This is a genomic window from Acinetobacter sp. LF10, assembly GCF_048585715.1.
In the GTDB taxonomy this organism is placed as follows: domain Bacteria; phylum Pseudomonadota; class Gammaproteobacteria; order Pseudomonadales; family Moraxellaceae; genus Acinetobacter.
Genome location: NZ_CP184160.1, coordinates 1184616 through 1207345, shown reverse-complemented (window position 1 = coordinate 1207345; position 22730 = coordinate 1184616). Strand labels below are relative to the sequence as shown.

General features: G+C 39.6%; 20 protein-coding genes. 3 read left to right on the top strand and 17 right to left on the bottom strand.

Annotated elements, in window-relative coordinates; translation table 11 throughout:
- Positions 1 to 31: 31 nt before the first annotated feature.
- The 6 genes from rpmE to ACN19N_RS05845 all read right to left on the bottom strand — a co-directional run bounded on the left by rpmE (position 32) and on the right by ACN19N_RS05845 (position 7126).
- On the bottom strand, positions 32 to 256 hold the full coding sequence (gene rpmE, locus ACN19N_RS05870) for a 50S ribosomal protein L31 (protein ID WP_004662919.1): 225 nt from the start codon (positions 254 to 256) through the stop codon (positions 32 to 34).
- A gap of 270 nt (positions 257 to 526) precedes the next feature.
- Positions 527 to 1516, bottom strand: a complete 990-nt coding sequence (locus ACN19N_RS05865) for an SDR family NAD(P)-dependent oxidoreductase (protein ID WP_269239404.1) — start codon at positions 1514 to 1516, stop codon at positions 527 to 529.
- Between the two features lie 31 nt (positions 1517 to 1547).
- Complete coding sequence (locus ACN19N_RS05860; RefSeq protein WP_420002188.1) at positions 1548 to 3281, bottom strand: alginate export family protein; 1734 nt, start codon at positions 3279 to 3281, stop codon at positions 1548 to 1550.
- Positions 3282 to 3449: 168 nt separating this feature from the next.
- Positions 3450 to 4415: a bile acid:sodium symporter family protein gene (locus ACN19N_RS05855; RefSeq protein WP_420002187.1), complete on the bottom strand. Its 966-nt coding sequence runs from the start codon at positions 4413 to 4415 to the stop codon at positions 3450 to 3452.
- Between the two features lie 132 nt (positions 4416 to 4547).
- Positions 4548 to 4949 carry a lactoylglutathione lyase gene (gene gloA / locus ACN19N_RS05850; RefSeq protein ID WP_269239401.1) on the bottom strand — a complete coding sequence of 134 codons (402 nt, stop codon included), beginning with the start codon at positions 4947 to 4949 and terminating at the stop codon, positions 4548 to 4550.
- A gap of 2 nt (positions 4950 to 4951) precedes the next feature.
- Positions 4952 to 7126, bottom strand: a complete 2175-nt coding sequence (locus ACN19N_RS05845) for an AmpG family muropeptide MFS transporter (protein ID WP_269239400.1) — start codon at positions 7124 to 7126, stop codon at positions 4952 to 4954.
- Positions 7127 to 7312: 186 nt separating this feature from the next.
- Between ACN19N_RS05845 and ACN19N_RS05840 the strand changes: the two genes are divergently transcribed.
- Positions 7313 to 9940 carry a Lon protease family protein gene (locus tag ACN19N_RS05840; RefSeq protein ID WP_420002186.1) on the top strand — a complete coding sequence of 876 codons (2628 nt, stop codon included), beginning with the start codon at positions 7313 to 7315 and terminating at the stop codon, positions 9938 to 9940.
- Between the two features lie 40 nt (positions 9941 to 9980).
- Here ACN19N_RS05840 and ACN19N_RS05835 read toward each other — a convergent pair whose 3' ends face one another.
- The 3 genes from ACN19N_RS05835 to surE all read right to left on the bottom strand — a co-directional run bounded on the left by ACN19N_RS05835 (position 9981) and on the right by surE (position 12754).
- Positions 9981 to 10910, bottom strand: a complete 930-nt coding sequence (locus ACN19N_RS05835) for a LysR family transcriptional regulator (protein ID WP_004662927.1) — start codon at positions 10908 to 10910, stop codon at positions 9981 to 9983.
- 132 nt (positions 10911 to 11042) lie between these two features.
- Entirely contained in the window at positions 11043 to 11873 is an 831-nt protein-coding gene (locus ACN19N_RS05830; protein ID WP_269239398.1) for a peptidoglycan DD-metalloendopeptidase family protein, read from the bottom strand.
- Positions 11874 to 11983: 110 nt separating this feature from the next.
- The gene (surE, locus tag ACN19N_RS05825) at positions 11984 to 12754 is read right to left on the bottom strand and encodes a 5'/3'-nucleotidase SurE (protein WP_269228288.1); all 771 of its coding nucleotides are present in this window, start codon (positions 12752 to 12754) and stop codon (positions 11984 to 11986) included.
- Positions 12755 to 12906: 152 nt separating this feature from the next.
- Here surE and ACN19N_RS05820 point away from each other — a divergent pair, with 152 nt between their 5' ends.
- On the top strand, positions 12907 to 14127 hold the full coding sequence (locus ACN19N_RS05820; RefSeq protein WP_420002185.1) for a tyrosine-type recombinase/integrase: 1221 nt from the start codon (positions 12907 to 12909) through the stop codon (positions 14125 to 14127).
- Positions 14124 to 14348, top strand: coding sequence for a hypothetical protein (locus tag ACN19N_RS05815; protein ID WP_420002184.1), 225 nt, complete (start codon positions 14124 to 14126; stop codon positions 14346 to 14348). Before ACN19N_RS05820 ends, ACN19N_RS05815 begins: the two co-directional genes overlap by 4 nt.
- Positions 14349 to 14565: 217 nt before the next feature.
- Here the strand turns inward: ACN19N_RS05815 and ACN19N_RS05810 are convergent, their stop codons facing one another.
- Genes ACN19N_RS05810 through ACN19N_RS05775 form a run of 8 tightly spaced genes read right to left on the bottom strand, consistent with a single transcriptional unit; the run spans position 14566 to position 22729 of the window.
- A complete protein-coding gene (locus tag ACN19N_RS05810) occupies positions 14566 to 14931 on the bottom strand; it encodes a hypothetical protein (protein ID WP_420002183.1) in 366 nt (121 codons plus the stop codon).
- Positions 14931 to 15479, bottom strand: coding sequence for a glycoside hydrolase family protein (locus ACN19N_RS05805; protein ID WP_420002182.1), 549 nt, complete (start codon positions 15477 to 15479; stop codon positions 14931 to 14933). The genes ACN19N_RS05810 and ACN19N_RS05805 overlap by 1 nt, the downstream gene beginning before the upstream one ends.
- Positions 15463 to 15726, bottom strand: a complete 264-nt coding sequence (locus ACN19N_RS05800) for a hypothetical protein (RefSeq protein WP_420002181.1) — start codon at positions 15724 to 15726, stop codon at positions 15463 to 15465. Before ACN19N_RS05800 ends, ACN19N_RS05805 begins: the two co-directional genes overlap by 17 nt.
- 59 nt (positions 15727 to 15785) lie before the next feature.
- Positions 15786 to 18275, bottom strand: a complete 2490-nt coding sequence (locus ACN19N_RS05795) for a phage tail protein (protein WP_420002180.1) — start codon at positions 18273 to 18275, stop codon at positions 15786 to 15788.
- Position 18276: 1 nt separating this feature from the next.
- Entirely contained in the window at positions 18277 to 18696 is a 420-nt protein-coding gene (locus ACN19N_RS05790) for an NlpC/P60 family protein (RefSeq protein ID WP_420002179.1), read from the bottom strand.
- A 47-nt stretch (positions 18697 to 18743) separates the two neighbouring features.
- Positions 18744 to 21185 (bottom strand): hypothetical protein, encoded by a 2442-nt coding sequence (locus ACN19N_RS05785; protein ID WP_420002178.1) that lies wholly within the window; start codon positions 21183 to 21185, stop codon positions 18744 to 18746.
- 60 nt (positions 21186 to 21245) lie between these two features.
- The gene (locus ACN19N_RS05780) at positions 21246 to 22103 is read right to left on the bottom strand and encodes a DUF2163 domain-containing protein (protein ID WP_420002177.1); all 858 of its coding nucleotides are present in this window, start codon (positions 22101 to 22103) and stop codon (positions 21246 to 21248) included.
- Positions 22100 to 22729, bottom strand: coding sequence for a DUF2460 domain-containing protein (locus tag ACN19N_RS05775; RefSeq protein WP_420002176.1), 630 nt, complete (start codon positions 22727 to 22729; stop codon positions 22100 to 22102). The genes ACN19N_RS05780 and ACN19N_RS05775 overlap by 4 nt, the downstream gene beginning before the upstream one ends.
- Between the last annotated feature and the right edge of the window lies 1 nt (position 22730).

The window sequence follows — 22730 nt, the reverse complement described above, 5'->3', positions numbered from 1 at the left end:
GGCATATTGCCCGTTTTTTGTTTTCTCGATATTAACGTTTGATAGAACGTGACATACCAGAGAAACGTTGTTTGAACTTGTCGATACGACCACCAGTATCTACATTCTTTTGTTTACCAGTATAGAATGGGTGGCAAGCTGAACATACGTCAAGATAAAGAGTTTCTTTACCAAGTGCAGAACGAGTTTCGATTACGTTACCGCATGAGCAAGTAGCAACTAATTTTTCGTATTTAGGGTGAATATCGGCGCGCATGGTCGATGCTCCTATTTAGTAAGAAAGGCTTAAGCTGTTATCGCAATTGATCACTCTCAAGATGAGGAAAGCAGAGTGTTAACACTCGCAGATCAATACCACAACAGACCATTTCTTTTGACTCACCGAGACCCCTTAGGTCAGAGCAAAGCCAACAAGTGGAGAGCATTATACACATTTTTAGTGGGTTTAAAATATATAACTACCAAACAAAACGTGTATACAACTCCTCATGCACACATTAACTCTCACAGCATTCAAAAACTTTAGTTAATAAGTGGTCCATCCACCATCAGTGGCCCATGTCGCTCCTGTAATATTTGAAGCTTCGTCTGAAAGCAAAAATAATATAACACTAGCTTGTTCTGCTGGTGTAGACATTCTATGTTTGGAGTCGGCAAACATAAGGAGACTTTGTGTCTTTAACATAGCAGTATTTGGCATTTTTGCTAACTCAGGATTTTTTGCCCGTTCTTTTTGTAAAGTAGCTACTTTTTTAAAGGCTGCATCTGTCATTGCAGTTTCTGTAGCGGCCATATTTACTGAATTTACTCTGATTCCATAGGGTGCATAATCAATTGCAGCATTTTTAGTGAGACCCGTAACCGCATGCTTACTTGCAACATATGCAGGATTACCAGCCAACCCCGTCAAGCCAGCAATCGAACCAATATTTACAATTGCTCCACCTTTATTTTGTTTCACCATTTGCTTTAATTCAGAACGTAACGAACAAAACATTCCCGTTGCATTCACTGCTAAAGTCTGGTTCCAATATTCATCCGTAGCTTCATGTATAGGAGCAAATAATTCTTTTTTTTGTTTTTCAACATTTACCTCAGCATCTGGTGGTACAGCATCCATAACCCCTGCTGCATTTAACACACCGTCTATTTGCCCGTATTTCTTAATTGTTTCTTCAACCATCATATTACATGCTGGTGTTTTACTTACATCAGCTTGTACAAAAATAGCACTACCGCCCATTTTCTTAATTTCAGCAACAGTCTCTTGCCCTTCCTTAGCCAATACATCTGCAATTACAATATTCGCCCCCTCTTTCGATGCACGAATTGCAGATGCCTTTCCAATCCCCCTCGCACCGCCAGTAATTAACAAAGTTTTTCCTTTAAAACGATCTTTTGTAAAGTATTGATCTGAAATAGGTTGCACATCAATCGCATAAACATTAGTGACAAGGGCTGAGTATAACAATACTGAGCTAAATGCAAATCCTGCTTTTACTTTTTTCTTAAACATGGAAATTTCCTCAATAATGATACTAAATTGATTAAAATGCGTATCGAACAAAAAGCATAGAGCTCCACCAATCTTTGACTCCATCACCTAATACAGTTTTTACCGCATCGCCAGGTTGGGTATAGGCCAATTGACTGTGAATATACAAATTTCTTGAATAATAATATTTTGCAGAAACATTAAACTCTCTACCATAATCCTTTGAATCGATGAATGACAAAGCTGGGTTACCCCCTAAGTTTAATTTTGAATCTGCTCTAAATAACCAAAACTGTGGCACGATTTCTACTTTTGGATTAGGCTTGAAGCGTGCCTGTAAACGATGTGTAATTAAGTTTGAGTTCTGAACAATCTTAAAATGATTTACACCTTGAACCCATTGTTCACCATTCCCCCCTGAAAATAATGGATCCCATCTTTCATATTGTTGTGTATTTGGATCATCCCCTGAAAAACTTGCATAGCGATAACCTAATGAAGGAGACATCGTTAAATCTGACCATTTATAAGCCAGCTCATAACTAGATGCCTGTGCACGCATATTGAAATCTTCATGAGACTGTTGTGCATATTCTGTTGCAAAAAACCAAGAAGGCTTGCCATTTATTAAAGGTTGCCATCTAAAGCGCCCATCTATTACACGTAAACCATCACGAGTTCGAGTTGAACCATCTGGCAAATAATATATAGAACTTGAATGGGGAACCTTTAAATAACTCACCCCAACATCTATACCATTAAAAAAATTGGTTTGAATATTGACACCTTGAATCTTTGTTTTGGAATCAATCACAGGTAATTCATCGGGGTCTACATAAAATAATTCAAATTTTGTTTTGTTATATTGAAGCTGAGACTGAAAAACTAGATCACCAGCCCAACGAGCATTTGATTGTAACGCGGCTCGATCAGAACCATTAGATGCAGTATTAATAATTAGTAAACCATCACCCAAACTGAATTTTTGACGACCTATGGAAGTATTGGAAACGATTCTATTTCCAGACATCGTCGTTTTTCCTGTTACAACGCCAACATATGCATCTTCAACCGCAAAATGATTTCGAGTTTTGTCAGTAAACAATTCTTGCCCTGTAGACAGAGTACCTATTCCACTTAATCCTGCATAACTAAAAGTATTTATACCTAAAGGATACATTCCATATAAGCCAGTATGAACAAAAGCTTCTAGCCAATCATCATAACCTCCGCCTGCTGGACTTCCATTAACCAATGGATTTCCGTTGAGCATTTTTTCAGGCTGAGCATACCAAGCATTATTATTGCCATAATACATACTTAATAACTCTAATTTGGCTTTAAGATATTTACCATTATTATCATAGAGCAAAGGTAATGTTTTCTTTTTTTTATCAATCAAATAACCTTTTTCTGTGACCGATTGCTTATCATTTAATGTTATTTCTAAGGTGAGATTTAAGCCGCCACCCATGCTAGTCTCAGCATCATACGATAGATTGTCTAATCGAAGACTATTTCTAACTCTAGCCGTTATAAAATCTAACTTTTCCTCTGAGATACTTTCACCAGGAAAAATTGCGATGTTTTTCCGAACTTGGTCAATAATTCTTTGATTTAAGGATTGATCTTCAGTCGGATTAATGAGATGCATTTGTATTGTATCAATCCTGACACTACCCCGTTCATCGTACGGAAATGATTTGGAAAAAGTCATAGGTGATATTAATAAGCATGCCATACTAATACATAAAATCGGGCACGCTAATTTTAAATTTTTCTTCATCATATTAATCTTAGTAGTTGTAAGTTTTAATCTGATTAGATTTTTCTAATCAATTTTATCTATAAATATTACATAGCTACTAATAAACATCAAATTGAATGTTGGCTAAATGTCGCAGACACCCGATTACATTCACATAAATTAATAGCTTGAGTAAAAAAATTATTGTTATTTATCTTTCTTAGACCAACGATTCGCAATTACACCACAGACCATTAATTGGATTTGATGAAAAATCATAATTGGCAATACAATCATACCTAAAGGCTGACCAATAAACAGAATTTGCGCCATTGGCACGCCACTCGCTAGCGTTTTTTTAGAGCTACAAAAGAAAATCGTAACTTGATCTGCCTGATTAAAACCCAACCATTTTGGTAAATACAAAGCAAGCAACATTACAATAGTAAGCAAAACTGAGCATGTAAGTACTAAATACAGCAAAGCTAATCCACTAATTTGATGCCATAGGCCTGCAACTACAGCACTGCTAAAGGCACCGTAAACTACCATTAAGATTGATCCTTGATCGAAAGCTTTCACTAAGCTTGGTAATTTGATCATATAAGGAAAAACATAAGGGCGAAGTAACTGACCTAGGACAAAGGGAACCAATAGTAACAAGGTAATTTGAACAATCGATTGCGTAGGATCAAAGCCATGTTGGCTTTGGCCTAAGATAAAATAACTCACTAAGACTGGCGTAATAAACATCCCAATGATATTAGAGAAAGATGCACTACAAACCGCTCCTGCAACATTCCCTTTTGCAATCGAGGTAAATGCAATTGAAGATTGTACCGTTGAGGGTAAGAAGCACATAAATAAGAAGCCCCAGTACAATTGCTGCCCAAGAAGTGGCTCCAAAACAGGTTTAGCTAAAAGCCCAATTGCAGGAAAAATCACAAAAGTAAAAGCAAAAACCAATGCATGCATTTTCCAATGCAGCATTCCCTGTACAACGGCTTCACGTGACAACTTGGCGCCATGTAAAAAAAATAATATAGCAATCGCAACTGTCGTTAGAATATTGAAGTAATGCGCAACCTGCCCTGAAACTGGCAAAAAAGTCGCTAGCACTACCATTGCGATCAATAATATTGTGAAACGATCTAGCGCCAAGAGCTTTAACATAACTTTTTCCCAATCTGTTCACTAATAATACAGCCCAACATGAGGTTATTGACCATTCGATCAAAACATCATTCTGAGCTGTATAAATAAAGCTAGGGCTTTAAATTAGAAATTGTAGATCAAGATACGAAATTAATTATTACGTGCATCTTGATCCTGTTGAATCAATTCAACCTTATAGCCATCTGGATCTTCAACAAAAGCGATCACCGTGACACCACCTTTCATAGGACCTGCTTCACGTACTACTTTTCCACCACGTGCTTTGATTTCTTCACATGCTTTATATGCATCATCTACGCCAATGGCGATATGACCATAGGCATTGCCTAAATCATAGCCAGCTGTATCCCAGTTATGAGTCAGCTCAAGCACAGTGTTGTTTTCTTCATCACCATAGCCCACAAAAGCCAAGGTAAAACGCCCCTCTTCATAATCACGTTGGCGTAGTAATTTCATACCAAGTACCTCAGTGTAGAACTTTAAAGATTGTTCTAAATTACCTACTCGTAACATCGTATGTAACATGCGCATAGTTATTCACCTGTCTGTTGAGTTGTTTGGTTTTCATGGTCACGCAATAGTTTCGCGACCCAAACCACAAGAATCAAAATTGGAATCCCAATCAAAGTCGTCATTAAAAAGAAATTTGGGTAACCAATATTACTCACAATCGTTCCTGAATACCCCCCCAACAATTTGGGTGTGAGCGTCATTAAAGAACTGAAAATCGCATATTGAACCGCAGTAAATGACACACTGGTTAAGCTCGATAAAAAGGCAATAAAAGCCGCACCTGCCAAACCTGAAGCTAAATTATCTACAATAATGGCAAAATAGAGCCACAATGAGCTATAGCCTTTAATCACTTTGCCAGAGAGTTCTATTGTGCCTGACTGACTTGGATCGACCACAGCAATTGGCTGAATATCGACATCGAGTGCGGTTTCAACATGTGATGCAGTATTAATACGATATGATCTTGTTGCAAATAACTGGCTTGCACTATTATTTTTGAAATTAACAAAAGCTTTAATGGTTTTAGTGGAAGATGCTTGTAATAGCTTTCCATCTACAGCACCAGTAAATATTCCTTTATCATCCACTTTCGCAGTAAACTCTTGACCATCTAATTGAAGAACAACAGGCTTCTCCTCATTTAAGTCTTCAGCTTTAATCCCTGCCAGTTGCCCTTTAACCACCAAACTTTGTTTTAACTCTTTTGGTGTTAAATGGTCATCACTACTGATAGGTAATAGTTGAATCTGAGCGTGCTGAGCATTTACTAAATATGGTATTGCAAGAGTTACATTGGTATCGCTCTGATTTTGGTACTGAGTACTTACCTGTACCGAATTTGCTTTTGCTAAGACGTCATTCGGCACTTGTAATTTCCAATATCCAACATCATCAGTTTGCACTTGATAATGTTTATTTCCGACCTGAACCTCAAGTGGAGCAAGTGGTTTTCCTGATTTGACCAAGCCGATAAAGATTAAATTGGTTGAACTGGCCAACACTGCACCCACGAACATGAGTTTCATAATATTCATGCGCTGCGCTAATAAACCACCGAGAAAGCCACCAACTAAACTAAAGATCACACCATAGATTTTCACAGCCTCAGCAATTTGTTCTTTAGTGAAATTTAGATCTTGATAGAACACATTGGAAATCACTCCTGCAATAATGTCTGAGATGCGGAAAAAACCAATCAGCAGCAAAAGAACTAAGGCAAGTTTAATACCATAACGTTTGAAGAAATCTAAAATTGGGGCAACCCAAGTTTCTTTAGCCATTTGTTGATTCACGACGCCAGTTTTAACCAAACCAAAACCAACGAATAAAGCTGTGGCTGTAGCAGTTAAAAAACGCAGGGCTTCTAAACCAAATAAAGCTGCAGTGTCTTTAATATTTGCTGCTTTAGCGATAGTATCTGTCAAATTGCCAGAGTAAATATAACTGACCACAAAAGTTGTAACAGCAATAAAGAATACAAAGACTAAGCGATAGTAATCTGTAGTTTTATAATGTTTATCAACACGATTTACTTGTGGTTCACGAATACATAAAGTGGTAATAATACCAACCACCATGACTGCTGCCATGGTTAGATAAGTATATTTCCATGCTTCATAGATATAATTGCCTTTAGCTGTACCTAAATAAGCAGCAAGAAATAAAGCGCCTGCACCCGCAACGATCATCCCAATACGATAACCTGCGTTGTAAGTTGAAGCTAAAACCGTTTGCATCTCCCTTTCAGCAAGCTCGATACGATAAGCATCAATCACAATATCTTGGGTCGCTGCGGAGAATCCCAGCAAGACTGCACCAACTGCCATTTGAATTAAATAGCCTTGTCCAAGTGCTGGGTCGGAAAATGCCATAATACAAATTGCACATATAATCAAAGACTGTGCAATCAACAACCAAGCACGGCGGCGACCTAAACTTTTCGTTAAAAATGGAACGGGCAATTCATCAATCAACGGTGCCCAAACGAATTTAAAAGAGTAGCCCAATGCAGCCCAACTAAAAAATGTCACAGCACTTTTATCAATTCCTGCCTCACCTAGCCATAAAGACAAGCTAGAAAAAATCAATAAAATGGGAATCCCTGCCGAGAAACCAAGAAATAGCATAATCAGTGCACGGCGATCTAAAAAAGCTTTAAATGCGGATGCCCACCCAGTGGCTTGAGTTGTCATTGGTTATTATTTTCCATGAACATGCGTGAATGTGCCTATTCAATCGTTTCTTGCTCTTGCTTGCAAGTTGCTTTATGCAACCATTGTTTTGTTTTGTCGATAAAAAACACAAGTTCGCTTGATCTTTAGACCTAAAACTGTATACCTTTAATTACTTAACTTTCGTTTCTTTGTTGGATAGCAATAGTGACCCAAAAACTTGATCAAATGACTGCAACAACTTTATCTTCAACACCAAGAAACACGACTACAGCGAAAATCAATTCTTTACCAAGCGCCTTTGAGCAGACGGATATTCAAACGACACTTAAGAAAACAGCACTAAACCCTGAACAACTCACGCATCTTCTAAATTTAGCTGAGATTCCGAGTTCAACGAAACGTATCAAACCCCTTAATAACTTTCTTGGGCAAGATCGTGCACGTGCTTCAGTAGAAGCTGGTATTTCCTTGCCATACTCTGGCTATAATATTTTTGCAGTAGGCACAGCGGGTCTTGGCAAACGCACCATGATTAAACGCTTGCTTCAGCAACACGCTAAAAGCATGCCTACGCCAAACGATTGGGTTTATGTCAATAACTTCAAAAATCCAAGACAACCGATTGCACTACGCTTTCCTGCAGGACAAGGTATAAAATTTCAAAATGCTTTACAGCAAACATGGCAAATCATACTAAAACAATTGGAACGTCGTTTTAGTGCTGAAAGCTATCACAATCGCATTGAACGCATTCGTCAAGATACAGGTGACGTCCAACAGCAAGCGTTGATAGAACTCACAAAAGAGGGACAAGAACTCGATTTAAAATTGATTTCTCGTGATGACAAACACGTGTTTATTCCAATGCAGCTCATAGAAAATGAATATCAAGAATTAACAAAAAATGATCTTGATGCTCTAAGCAGCAAAGACCGTGCTGAAATCACATCCAACATGCGTTATATGGAGAAAAAACTAGAGCGTTTAGGGTTACATCTTGGTGATTTAGAAGATGATGCTCGTGATCAAGTATCAATTTTAAACCGTGAAATTGCCACTCAAGTGGTTACACCACGTATGGAGTCGATTTTAAATAAAAACAAAGAAGTAAAAGGTCTCGATGTATATCTAAAACATTATGCTGAGGACATTATTGATAATGTCGAGCTAATTTTAGAGCAAGAAGAAGATGACTTTACACCTGCTTTATTCAACCGTGTTCCTTCACGCTATCAAGCCAATGTGATCGTTGCCAATAAACCCAATAGCGGCGCACCTGTTATTTTCGAAGATTTTCCAACACACTACAATTTATTGGGTCATGTTGAACAACTTACACATAATGGTACGATTACCACCGATTTCACCTTAATTCGCCCAGGTTCATTACATCAAGCCAACGGTGGCTTCCTAATGCTTGAAGCAGAGCAGTTGCTTGAACAACCTTATGCATGGCAAGGTTTAAAACGTGCATTGAAGTCAGGTCAGCTCAAACTTTCATCTTTGGAACACATGCTAACATTAACAGGCAGCATTTCGATTGAACCCGCTTCTGTTCCTTTAGATATCAAAGTCGTTTTACTGGCAGAACCTGAAATTTACTATGAAATTTTAGAAGTTGAACCTGAGCTAGGCAGTGTCTTTAAAATTCGCGCTGATTTTACCGATACCTTGCAACGCAATAACAGCAATGAACAAGCCTATATGCAACTGATTGCAGACTATGTTCAAGCAGATAAATTACTTCCATTTGATCGTTCCGCACTTGCAGCTTTACTCACTGATTCTAGCCGTCAGGCGGAAGATCAAAGTTCACTCTCACTACATGCCTCTACACTCGGTGATTTAATTCGTGAAGCACATCATCATGCCTTTAAAGCCGATGATAAAATCGTCACTGATCAGCATGTCAACCAAGCACTACATCATCGCCAATATCGCTTAGGCTATTTAAGAGAGCTTTATTGGCAAGATCTCTCACGTGGTACGCAGCTCATTGAAACTACAGGACATCGCCTAGGTCAAATCAATGCCTTGTCTGTAATTCACTATGCAGATGTTGAGTTCGGTTTACCCTCTCGTCTCACCGCATCCGTTTATCAAGGTGGTGGTGATATTTTAGATATTGAACGCAGTGTCGAGTTAGGCGGTTCGCTTCATGCCAAAGGCGTGTTGCTCATGTCAAGCTTCTTAAAAGCACACTTTGGCCGTGAACAAATCTTACATTTCTCCGCAGCATTGGCGTTTGAGCAAAGCTATGGACAAGTGGATGGCGATAGTGCCACTGTTGCAGAACTTTCAGCTTTAATTTCTGCAATCTCTCAAATTCCGATTGATCAATCATGGGCGATTACAGGTTCTATGAACCAACTCGGTCAAGTACAACCAATTGGTGGAGTGAATGCAAAAATCGAAGGTTTCTACGATGCATGTAAACTTCAAGGCTTAACAGGCAAACAAGGCGTCATTATTCCCCGTCAAAACATGCAACATTTGATGCTACGTCAAGATGTAATTGAAGCGGTTCAAGCAGGTCAGTTCCATGTCCATGCGATTGAAACTATTGATCAAGCCTTAGAAATTCTAATGGCTCGTCCAGTAGGTACACTAGATAAGAAAGGTCGATATAGTAAAAATTCAATCTATGCAGCCGTTATGGAACAACTTGAGTATTGGCAAGCAATTGAAGATGGCGAAGCTGTTGAAGATGATGAGCCTAAGAAAAAGAAAAAGCGGAAAAAGACCAAAAAAGCTGAAACTGAGACAAAATCTTCAGAAGAATCTACTGTTGAAGCTAAAAGCTTAAAATTACTTCGTAAGAAGAATAGGTAAAATGAAAAGGCCATGTTTTTAAATAAACATGGCTTTTTTCTTAGGCTACACCCTGTAGAGATCGCCCACCAGGTAATTGAGCAAAATATTGTTTTAATGCATCAATACAACGATGTACTTTCATTGGGTATTGTTCACGCTTAGAAGTTAAAGCATGAAGTGTATATGCAGGAAGTTGCCAATCAGGTAGAACTTCAACTAAAGACCCATTGATCAACTCTTTTTGAATATCCATATAGAGAATACGCGCGATACCATGCCCCTGCTGGCACAAGGATTTAGCAACAAAAACATTGTTTGTGCCTAAGCGTGTTTTCATATCAACATTGACAATTTCACCACTCAAACCATGACGGAAGGCAAAATGTTGATAATTTTGCATCAAGGTAACAGGTAATAATTCGTGATTTCGTAAATCTTCTGGGCGAGTAATAGGTGATGCTTGATTGAGATAACTTGGCGATGCAACGAGAACCTGATCAACTCTCGCTAAAGGTACTGCGGTGAGCTGATGATCATCAACACGCAAGCTCATCCGTATTGCGATATCAATCCGCTCTTCAATCAAATCTATATAACGATGGTCTGCTTCAAAATGAATCGCTAGACCTTTATGTGCTGACATCCAATGAGATAGTGCTGGAATGACATGCAAGGCACCTAATTCAGGTGTCGTCGCAATACGTAAATCTCCAACAAGATCGTCGCGGAGTTCATTGATACGAATTTTGCCACGTTCAGCGGCAGCCAACATTTCTTGACAACTGAGAAAAAATGCTTGTCCTGCTTCTGTAAGACTGAGTTTTCGAGTAGAACGATGAAGTAAAGTGACATCCATTTCATGTTCTAAAGAACGAATTTGTTGACTGACTGCACTTGTTGTAATTCCTAATTCTCGTGCTGCACCACTAAAAGAACTTTTTTCAACAACGCAAGCGAAGACCCCCATTGCACGCAATTGATCTAGCATAGACTTCCCTCTTAATTTATTAAAATATGCTTATTGTTCTAATTAAAGCAATCTCAAATAAGTATACAGGGAAGTCTACCCTTAAACTAGCGATTATTAATAATTTATTGAAAGATTATTAATTCGACTATTTTAGTTTGGTAAAACTGTCATTGGATTCACAGGCTTACCATCTAAACGAACTTGGAACTCAAGCATGATACGTGAAGCACCTGAAGAACCCATTTCTGCAATTTTTTGACCAGCAATCACATTATCCCCACTCTTGACTAACATCTTACTGTTATGTGCATACGCCGTAATATAACCATCAATATGCTTAATCAAGACTAGATTGCCATATTCTTTTAAACCATCAGCAGCATAGACCACTTGCCCATTTGCAGCAGCAAAAATAGGATCACCTTCATTACCACCGTAACGTGTTCCTTTGACGTTATTTGCCAAATTGAAACTTTGAATAATCGCTCCATTTGATGGTTTTACCCAACGTAAACTCGAAGCAAGCGTCGTTGAAGACGGTGTAACGGGATTTGCTGGAATAACAGCTTTTGGTATAACAGGCTGTGTCTTAGGAACAACAGGTTGTTGTGTTGGTAAGTTAATCGTTTGACGTTGAATCGGCGTGGTTTGTGCCACTGCTTGTGTAGATGTCGTTCGTTGTGCAACAGAACCTTTTAAACGTAATGATTGATTGACATAAATACGATAAGGCGGCGCAATATCATTCAGCGCAGCAACATCTAAATAATTCAATCCATAACGATTTGAAATTGCACTCAGCGTATCGCCTGAACGTACTGTGTAATAATTGGGTGCTTGCTGTACATAACGATTACCACCTTTTGCTTGTGGTTTTGATGCACAACCTGTAACGACGACAATGCTTGTTACTGCCATAGACAACACGATTGTTTTAATCATTTTTCGTGATAGAAAAATCGAGACATGGTTTAAATGCATCTTCGCCCTCATCGAAAAAACCTTAATTTATTTGCGCCTAAGAGTACCAAAAAAGTGAGAAAAAACGAGTTCTCACTTTCTATATTCACAAAGTTATAACATAGCCACTGCTAACCATTTACATGAAGATGTAAATTGTCGAGTACAGCATAATTAGTTGCATCCATTTGAATCGGCGTGATACTGACATAACCATTCGCGACAGCAAAGAAATCAGACTGAATATGACTTGAAGCGGATTGAGGTTCTGTAACCGCCTCACCGGCTAAACCAATCCAATAGACTTGGCGACCACGTGGATCAACATGGCTACTAATTGGTTTGGATTGTGCTCTACGACCTTGATAGGTGATTTGTGTCCCTTTAATTTGCTCAACATCTGGGATATTAATATTAAAAATATGACGGGGCGGCAAAATTGGTAGCCCATTCGCAATAAAATCATGAACCCATTGTGCAGCTTTCGCATAATGCTCTGGATGTTCATAGGAACGTACATTTGAACCTGCTAATGAAACTGCGATTGCAGGATGTTTCATTAGGCGACCTTCAAATGCAGCACCAACCGTACCTGAATATAGAACATCATCGCCGAGGTTTGCGCCACTATTAATACCACTGACAACAAGATCAAATTCAAAATCGAATAGACCATTCATTGATAAATAAACACAATCTGCGGGCGTTCCATTCACAGCCCAAACATCTTCTGCAATTGGAATAGGTCGTAAAGGACGATCTAAAGTTAAAGCACTTGAGTAACCACTACGCTCACTTTCAGGTGCAACCACGACGACGCGTCCTAAAGGCTTTAACGCTTGTGCTAGAGCCTGTAAGCCTGGTGCAAAAACACCATCATCATTTGCTATTAAAATATTCACTTTAGTCTGCTTAAATCTGAATTAATCTGGAAAAGTCTTTATTCACTTACATCTTACCAATTCATTAGTCGGTTTTAGTCGGTATTGATCTGTATTAATCTGCAAATAAAACGGGTATATTTGCGGGTAATAAAAACACTGGACGGGTAACAATGCTTTCAGATACTAAAATAAAAACTCTAAAACCAAAAGAAAAAATGTATAGAGCTCTTGACGCTGAACGTCTGTACATTGAGGTTAGACCATCTGGAAAGAAAGTATGGCGACTTAAATATACACTACATGGCAAAGAAGGAACAATTAGTCTAGGCGATTACCCGTTGGTATCTTTAGCTGAAGCACGAAAAAAGAAAGACGAAATAAAAGTTCTTTTAAAAGATGGTATTAACCCAGTACAAGAAAAAAAGAAAATTCAACATGAGAATCAAACTGCTAATAGAAACACATTTAAAGCTGTAGCTGAAGAATATATCGTTGAACAGATGAAGTATAAAAGCGAAGAATATAGAGACCAGTTTAAGCGATCTATGAGAACTGATATTTACAAAGAAATTGGTGACAAACCTATCAAAGAAGTAAATTCGGCTGATGTTTTAAGAATTTTGAATAAAACAATGGATCGGGTAAAAAAGACTGGGCATTACGGTACAGGAGAAGCTGCTGCTTGCCAAAATAGACGATTCATTGGCTTGGTTATGAAATACGCTATTGTGACTTTAAGAGCTGATACAGATCCAACATATGCAGTTCGAAATGCAATTGAATCACCTGAAACTGAACATGCACGCCCACTCGAAAAAGAAGAAAGAATTAAGTTAATGGTTAGAATAAGTCTATATGGCGGAACAAGAACTGTAAGTAATGCATGTCGTGCAATGATGTATTCCATGCTACGAGCTTCAGAAATACGGAGAATGCAGTGGTCTTTTGTAGACTTTGACGAAAAAATAGTGAAGTTTCCAAAAGCATCAAGAAGACGACTTCAGGAAAGAACAAATAAGAAGAATCATATTCATATCGTACCCATGTCTGATCAATTATATGCACTACTTAAAGAACAATATGAAATTTGTGGTGACAAAACTCATGTATTTGCTGCACCATTTAAAACGGATGACATTTTATCCCGCACCACGCTAAATCGTGCGCTAGTTTTTATAGGTCTTCCAGAAGTAACTACTCATGACTTTAGAGCCACTGCTTCCACCCTGCTAAATGAGAAAGGCTATAAACCTGATTGGATTAATAAGCAACTTTCTCATGTTGAAGAAAATAAAACACGGGCTACATACAACCATGCGAAATATCTGGAAAGCCGTAGAAAGATGCTACAAGACTGGGCAGACATAGTAGATAGTTGGAAAATTGTATGAGATACATCTATTTAAAGAAAGACGGGAAATATCTGCATATTGTTCAATATGAGCATGAGGACTATCAAGACTATAGCGACATCAGTTCAATGTACACACAGCATTATGTGCTAAAAGATGAGCAAGATGGCGCAATTAAATTTGCTGATAAAGATGAGGTTGATAGATTTTTAGTTACGATAGGTCGTAAATTGAAGGGATTCAAACAAGTCAAAGAATAAATTATTGTGAATATATTTGCGCAATTTAATTCTTATATTCAATTTTTGCGCATTTTTTTCTCAAAATGTAAAAAGCCCTCATTCGAGAGCTTTCACAAGTGCAGCATGTTTTGAATCACATTCATTGTACTTAGCTACAGTATCGACAGCCCACAACAGAACCTCTTTACCAGTACCCCGCTCTAATTGACTCAAATTTTGACATGGTTGCAATAAGTTAGCTGGAATCACTTGCTTTGATAAGATTGTTGATTTCTGACAACCCATCGTCATCAATACAGCGATTGAGATAAATAGGACGTTCCACGATCTTTTGCACTGTACGTGTAACAGTTTCGACTTTTGTTCGTTGTTTAGCTTTGACTTGCTCATATTCAGCACTCGCCTTATTTGCTTTGTTTTGAGCTTCAGCCAAGGCTTTAACTTGCTTACGCTCAATTTCTCGAATCTGTGCAAAACACTTTTGATCAGCTTGTTTTAATTGACCTGTTTTATGATTTAAAACAGTCAAAGTGATCAGCAATAAAAAAGCGAGAAAACCAATAATGATTTCTCGCCAAAATTTTGCAGCTATAATTAGCATTATTGAGCCTCCAGACATTTCTTATGACGCTCTAATTGTCGTGTCCAAACGCCATAGCAGTTATTTGAACGAATAGAACAGTCACGCTTTGCTACGTATTTCCATTTGAGTAATGAGTCACAGGCAGCTTTATATTTTTTGGCTTTGAGGTTGCGCAACATCGATGAACTGGACCAGTTTGCGGTACCGTATTGATATGTGAAATCTAAATATAGATCGTATTCATCCTGTGAAATTGGTACATTCAATATGGTTTTATTGAACCGTTGTGCATCTTTATCCATGTGAAGCTTCAAATATTGAAGCGCTGTTTTACGATCAATTGCAGGATCTGTCATCTTGACTCGTACACCGTTTGGATAGACTGTGGTGCCGTGGCCGATAGTTGGTACATCTCCTTTAACCGGGATCACCGGCTTAGGTGTAAAGCCTTCTTTTTGTGCTGTTGCTTGAACTTGCTGTTCACTTGGTCCAGTAATAAAAATGCCGCTTAATAAAGCGGCAGCAACTGTTGAACCAGCGACAAATAATTTAGTCTTGTTTTGCATCCGATTGCCCTCGCAATTTAGCAATTTTCAGTTCATGTTCTTCTTGCTCACGTTGATCTTTACGTTTTTGAAATTGCTTGTTTGATAAGTAGTTTGCAAAACTAATCGCAAGACCAGCCAAACCTATCAAAACACCAATTAAAAAACCCCAGTCCCAAGTAGCAAGCCAGGAAATAATTGTGATACCTGTGCCTGCTGTAGTCGCTACTGGCCCAGAAGCATCCACCATTTGTGTCGCGTTCGACATTGCGCCCCCTTAAAATCGGCAATAAAAAAGCACCCGAAGGTGCTTTATGGTTGAAAAATTTAACTATCAGCAGTTGCCTGTGTGATCCGTGATGAATAATTCCACGAGGTCGGCTTCCATACGTCCCGCGCAGCAACACGCACATAATATGTGGTCGTCGATTGCAAGCCAGTAATCGTGCAAGCATTCTCAGTACCTGTCCAAGATGCTGCTAGTGTATCTGGATCGAAGTTTGCATTTGGACTGACCCAAACCTGGTAATCTTTCAGATCAGGAACTTCACTTGGAATCCAAGTCACTGTGATCGAGTTTGCTGTTGCCGATGTGTACACGTTCAACAATTGTGGCGGAACTGGATTACTGATATTCAGCTCAGCATAAGTGCTGACAATCGAGCCGTTTTTACTTGCGACCCGTACTGTATAAGCACGTTGAATACCGTCGATTTTCGCTTCATCCATGCTGTATGAATAATCTGTATTCGTTGTATCAACAGTTCGAAGCAATACACCATTCGACCAAATCTGAACAATATAACCTGTCGCACCAGCTGCACTTTGCCATTGAACTTTAAAGCTCGTTCCTTCAAATGCAGATTGAAGTGATAAACCTTTGACACCTGCAGGACGCCCCCCGTTGATGGTGTAACTGTACGCAGTCACTTCATCCAAAGTCTGTTCTCTTTGCTGCAATCCATTGAAGCTGGTGAACTTCAAATAAATCTGCTTTCCGACCATATTTTCATTGTAATCATGACTAAAAATGGCACGATCAATACGAACAAATGATTCGCCTGCATTATGTGGCCCTGCATCATCGAAACGTCCACGGATCACATCGCTCAATGTATACAGCCCAGATCCATTCAATGTGGCCTCAATATAGTTAATATATTCGTCACCGACTCTACATAGAGTTGCATCAACTTCAGCATCTTCAACCGTACCACTGAACATCTGGCTGGATGTATTCAACTGAATCTGCATCTCGGTATCATCTGCATCAATCGCTGAAACCAAGGCACCATATCGAGCAGACCCATAGATCGTACCAACCATTTCATAAGTCGTATTATCCAAGCTGACCCAGACATTACAGCCGCCCCAATTAATTCCACCTGATACAGCTACCCAGATCTGATTCTTACCCCCTGTCAAATCTAATGGTGGCTCAAAAATATTCGGTGCATTCACGTTTCCTGGTTCTTCATTTCCACCTTGATACCCATTCGATGATTGAAGATCATATTCAACTGCAGAACGAGATCCAACAGCCAGTTCTTCAGCCGTAATCGAGAACATTCCGTCTTCATCTTCTTCAACCCGGGTGATCCGAACTGGAAACTGATTTAAGCCTAGTGATTCATCTGTGATGGTCACAATGTCCATCGGCTCTAAACGGCAGTACTTCCAGCCCAATTCAAACTCATATTCATTACGGACATAAAGTTTTCGCTGCAATAGCAACTGCACTGCATGACGGGCAATTTTAGGTTCACAGAAAAAATCATGCTTGACCGGATCTTGCGTACGTAGACCAAACATTTCAATATTGGCTTGGTCTTTAGCCTCCACTGTTTCAGTATTGTATTGATTGAAGCGGTTTACATATTCAATCTGGCAATGATTATATGCATCTGTATCACGACTTCGGCGTACCCGAACTGGCTGATCTTCACCTATAAAATCATCATCAGTAAGGTGATAAACAGGCTCCAGATCAGGTACGAACGTTACCCCATTTCCACTGACGACACTGTCACCATAAGATCGGATCTTCAAACCGTCTGGACTAGGTACCACGGCACAATTCACCGCTTCAACAATTTCATTGATGATTTCGAATGCTTCACGCTGTTCTGTCAAAGCAGGACTGATCAACAAATTGGTTGCTGTACAGTAAGTCCGAAATTCAGATAAATCTGCCATTTGCAGACTGGGTGATGCGCCATATCGTGGATTGGTAATGAAGTCTTCAATTACATCCGCTGGATTTGCATCATGAATCGTTTCTGAGAATGTAATATCGCTAATCACTTCAAAATTGTGATTCGATAAGCTGGCACTCCCCCCCAGATCGTAGTTGGCACATGCGACATAACCGAGAAATGGATAGTGCAATGCCTGGTCATGATGCTTTGATGGGAGATAGCCCCAAACAGGATTATGATCACCATCAAATAATTCAAACCCTAGCTGATCAATGGGTTTAAGCTGAATACCGCCTTCCGTTTTAGGAACAATCTGTTCTTTATCACGCCAGATAATACCAATGTCCTTAATCTTATTTTCACAGAGACCAAGCATGAAAGACGCGCTATAGGTATAAGTCGTGTTTTTGGTTTTTACACCACCACCTTTACCAACCTGCTTTGTCGTTGTTGTATGCGCTGTGGCGGTAAAGTCACCATACCAGAACATATTAGCAGCAACACGGTTTTTACCATAAACCAGGGGCTGGCAAAGGCCATAAGCGGATTGTTGAATACGCATTGAATTGATACGTTTGTCAGATGTGCTGACTGTACCACCCCCAAAAACACCACCCATTTTACTGTCCTCTTAAACGATAAAACCCGGCAATTCGCCGGGCTAAACTTCCTTTGGTTCCATCCTGAAGGATGACCCCCTGATGGATATATGAGTGGATGATCGTTGGCCACTCGACGACAATTGCAGCATGACTGATACACTTGCCAAAATGATAAAGAACAATATCACCAGGCTGAGGATCGTTTACCTGCTCACAAAAGTTTTGAATGTGCTCAAGATAGCGCTGCCCCATCTGGTGCATATGCCAGTCAGGTGGGTATGGGCCTGGATCGTAATGATCAATCAGCCCTACTGCTTCGTAAACCTCACAAAGCAGTGTTGCACAATCGACACCGACACCTTTGACACGCCCTTGGTGATGGTATGGCGTACCGAGCCATGTCATTGCTTCATCTACAACTTCGATATTTTTTTCCATATTAATCCAAAAAACCCCGACTTAATTAAGGCTGGGGTTGGTGGGTGTTATTTAAACTTAATTACTAGGTAGCCATAACTCTTTGAAGCATCAATTTTGACTAAAATCGAATTGCTGGCAAACTTTGAAAGCAGCGTGACGTTGCTAGACTTCTCAAAAATCTCAAATTCACGCCCAACCAAGTCCGCCGGCAGCTCAATTTCATCCGTTTTGGCTGTATGCCAGTCGAGATATAAATAATCACCCATCTCTGATCTAACTACGTATTTGCATGTGCGGTCTGGACTGCGCTTAAAATACTTTCGATATGCAATCGCAGCAAAAGCATCACCATCATTAATTTGATTAATTAGTGCGGAATCTATCAAACGAGGATAGACTTTCAGCGTGTCATTGCGAATCTCTAAATATTTTCTAGATGCATTAGTGGGTCGAACATCAGGCGCAGCGTCTAAAATCGGCAGATATCCAATTGCATAACCGACCTGGTCATTCAGCATAACCAAACGATCAATTGGGCTTGTTCCAGCCTCCTGACGCGATGCTGTTAAATGCAAAGCTTCTGATGGGTTCTTGCCATATAAGTTTTCTTTCTGTGAAAAATCATACGTATAACCACCGGCCGTAAACGGTACGGCTTTAGGAATATAGTTATAAACAACCCCGTTCCCCTGGTCGAGCTGAATACTCTGAGCAACCATTTGGTCTTGTAAAACGACAGTTTTACGCCCAACACCACCGAAATAGATTGTGCATCCACATTCACGGTCAAACGTATAGCCAAAATCTACTGTGTAACATGGTGCAGCAGCATAGTTAGTATGGTTAATCCCTCTATTCGCAATGAGCCAGTCGATCATGTCTGACTTTTTCAAGATGCTATATGACTCTAAAAATTTAACATTCTTTTCAAAGTCATAATTTGCAATCTGAGCGAGATCAATTTTTACATTATCAACAAAGCAAGTAAGTTTTCTGTCACGAATGGCTGGATACCATTGACGCGAAACTGTTGAAGTTGGTGTAAAGGATGTAGTATTTGAAGCGCCACTAACATGGGTCAGTGCTCCAGGTGAAAATGCAACATTATCCGTTCTGCTCGTTACACTTAAAACATCAACGGAAACAATGTCTACAATCACATACTCTTTACCAGCACTTGACCACACCGACCCAATATCCGCTGCTGTTTTTCCATGTGAAGCAAGGGTTACATTTGATTTTTCATAACCATGATTTGCGCCAACTGTAAAACCGTCGAGGCGCATCGGTGCCACATCGTCGTTTAAGACTGCACGCTGAATCACGTTATTTACAATATCACTGGCAAAATTGAATACTGTGCTGTTGTCATGTGTGTTGGCTTTTGTAAGTTGCAGGTTGATCTTAATTGGAACGCCATCGACAAAACCAGAAACTGCTGCAAGATTAGCCGCTTTAATTTCCAGTTTACTCTTAGAATTGCCGCCAAAGCCATTAATATATGCAGGGTCAATCTTAAAATGTGTGCCATACTCTTGATATTTTGTTGCTACATTGCCGGCTTCTACTTGAACATTTGAAGCAACAATCGTTGGCGAGTCAAGATTGACAACGAGCCAGTTTGCACCCGCTGGTGCTTGAACTGTCAGTGGATTTGCTAAAGAATTAATATAACCAAGACTAGTGGTTGCAGCACTCTCTTTTGTTGTGAAAAATGCAGCACCCACGCGCTTATTACTAAATGAAAGCGTATAGTATTGACCAGCAACTACAGGGATGAAATCCGAGCAAGACCAGTTTGTTGACGCTACGATCCGACCAGTGTCGCTATTAATCAACTTGTTTAATTGTTTCTTGGTTGTATCAAGCAAATTTGGACTAATGGTAACCACATCATAATCCTTTACTGTTAATGGGTTTACCAAAGTTTCAAGCTCTGTTTTTTCAACATAAGAAACCAGATCTTCACGTCTAGGGATATTTGTCGGGATTTTTTCCTCTTTAATAATTCCTCCAAATTCGACGTAACTTGTGACAGATGAACTTTGCTCCACTTGCACTTTTGAGGCAGTGATAGTATTAGAATCAACATTAATCACAAGATATGCCGAACCCACTGGCGCTGTAACAATTGCAGGATTACTTCCATTGTAGCTACCTGCAACTAAAACTTTCGCAGAATCATAAAACGCTAAACCTGGACGTCTCGCTTCTGCTGAAATAGCATAAGACAAACCGGCAGTTACAGGTATGTAGTCAGATATTGACCAGCCTGCAGAATTTTGAATAACGCCCGCAGGGTCGTTTGAAATAAATTTCCCTGTTATTTTTGTGTTTTCATTAAAAAGATTTTTACTGGGATCAGTTAAATCCGTTCTTATTTCTTCGACTCTAGCCTGAGCACTATCTTTCGATTCAACATTCTCAACTAACTGTTTTAGCTTTGCTTTAAATTGACCATGATTTACTGTACTTGCAATAAGTTCATCAGCTGTAGGCAATGCCATATTCTTTACCCCATAAAAAAACCTAGCATTTGCTAGGTATGGATTGAAGATTAAATTTGATTAAACGGCTGTTTCCGGTACAGGTATAAATGGCGCACCACGAAAACGACTAAAGTTATTAAAACGGTTTTGACAAGTCTCAAGTCGCTTATCACATCCTGGATAAACTTTGATTCGTTGCCCCGCCTGCGGTGCTTCCAACAATGGCAAAGTCAATAACAAAGCCCCCGATTCATGCAGACGAATCGTCCGTTTCAGACCAGCATTGCCACCGTCCAAGAACTCAATTACGCCTTGTGTGAACCAGCCTTGAGGCTGATTCACCTGGCATAAAATTCGAGCTGTAGTACTGCCTGCTTCAATCGTTGTTTGCACCATAAAGTTTTGACGCAATAGACCGCATGCTGTATCGAATAACGTATTGGTACAGCTTGGCTGATAAAGATTTCGTGGCATTTGCACGTTCAATTCATCCAGATCCGATGCAACACTGGCCTGAATTGAATTACGATCTAAGTCAGGCTCAATGATTCGACCTTCGAACAACTTAATCGTTCCGGCACTGGTATCCGTTGGTGTAGCCATATCCATGAAGATTCGCTCCAGCTTGAAACGCGCACCATCTAGCTGGCCATTATGAAACGCTTGAACAACATTGATGCCGTTCCATTCATTATCATCAATACAATCAATACTGATCGATAAATTATCAACCTCAATGCCGAGTGAAAGACTGATCCCGTCACGGCTGATGATAGGACCTTCCGAGCTATAGACCTGACCTGCAACCACCAGGTCAAAGTCATAATTCGTGTATCGGAATACATCACCTTGAACAGTGGTGATGGTATAGAGATCTGCCATCACAAACTGATCAGCATCAAGTAACGCAATTAGTTTCGCAGAAGCTGCTCTCATACTTTATTTCCCAAAGATCCGATCAAAGTAACTTCACCCTTCCATAGTCGATAACTGAACAGCGTGAATGCCTGGCTATCATCAGCAAATCGGCAACGATAATAAAAGGTGCCGTTCACTGAAAACTTATGCCCGGCTTTCAATGGCTTTGTTGCTTGAACTACACCACTTTTGCTGACTGTGATTTTTGTATCGTCCCAAAACAACTCGTTATCGTCTTCACTCCAAAACTGCTGATTGTCATCTTCATTCCAAAATGTAGGATCAGCATCAAAAGCCACTTGCGATTGTGTATTTCCAAGTGGCAACTGACCTTTATATAGTTGAAATGAAGTCGTCGTGCCGTCACCATTGAAGGTGCAGTCATATTCATTGTCCCAAGGCATTTTGAACAAGAACGAATCAAAGGCACCGCGACGAGCAATGAAAAAGTCTTCAATTGCCTGAAGTTCGCCTTTCCGTTCTTGAAGCCCTGGCAACGTCAATGAAAACTCATATTTCGGCACAGCTTGATAACTTGCCCGCAGTTCATGACCATTCACCGATGTCATAATTTTGGTATTGAACATCGGCTTTCGCGTCAGGTCATAACCAATTCTTAAGTCTGGAAATAAAACATCAGACATC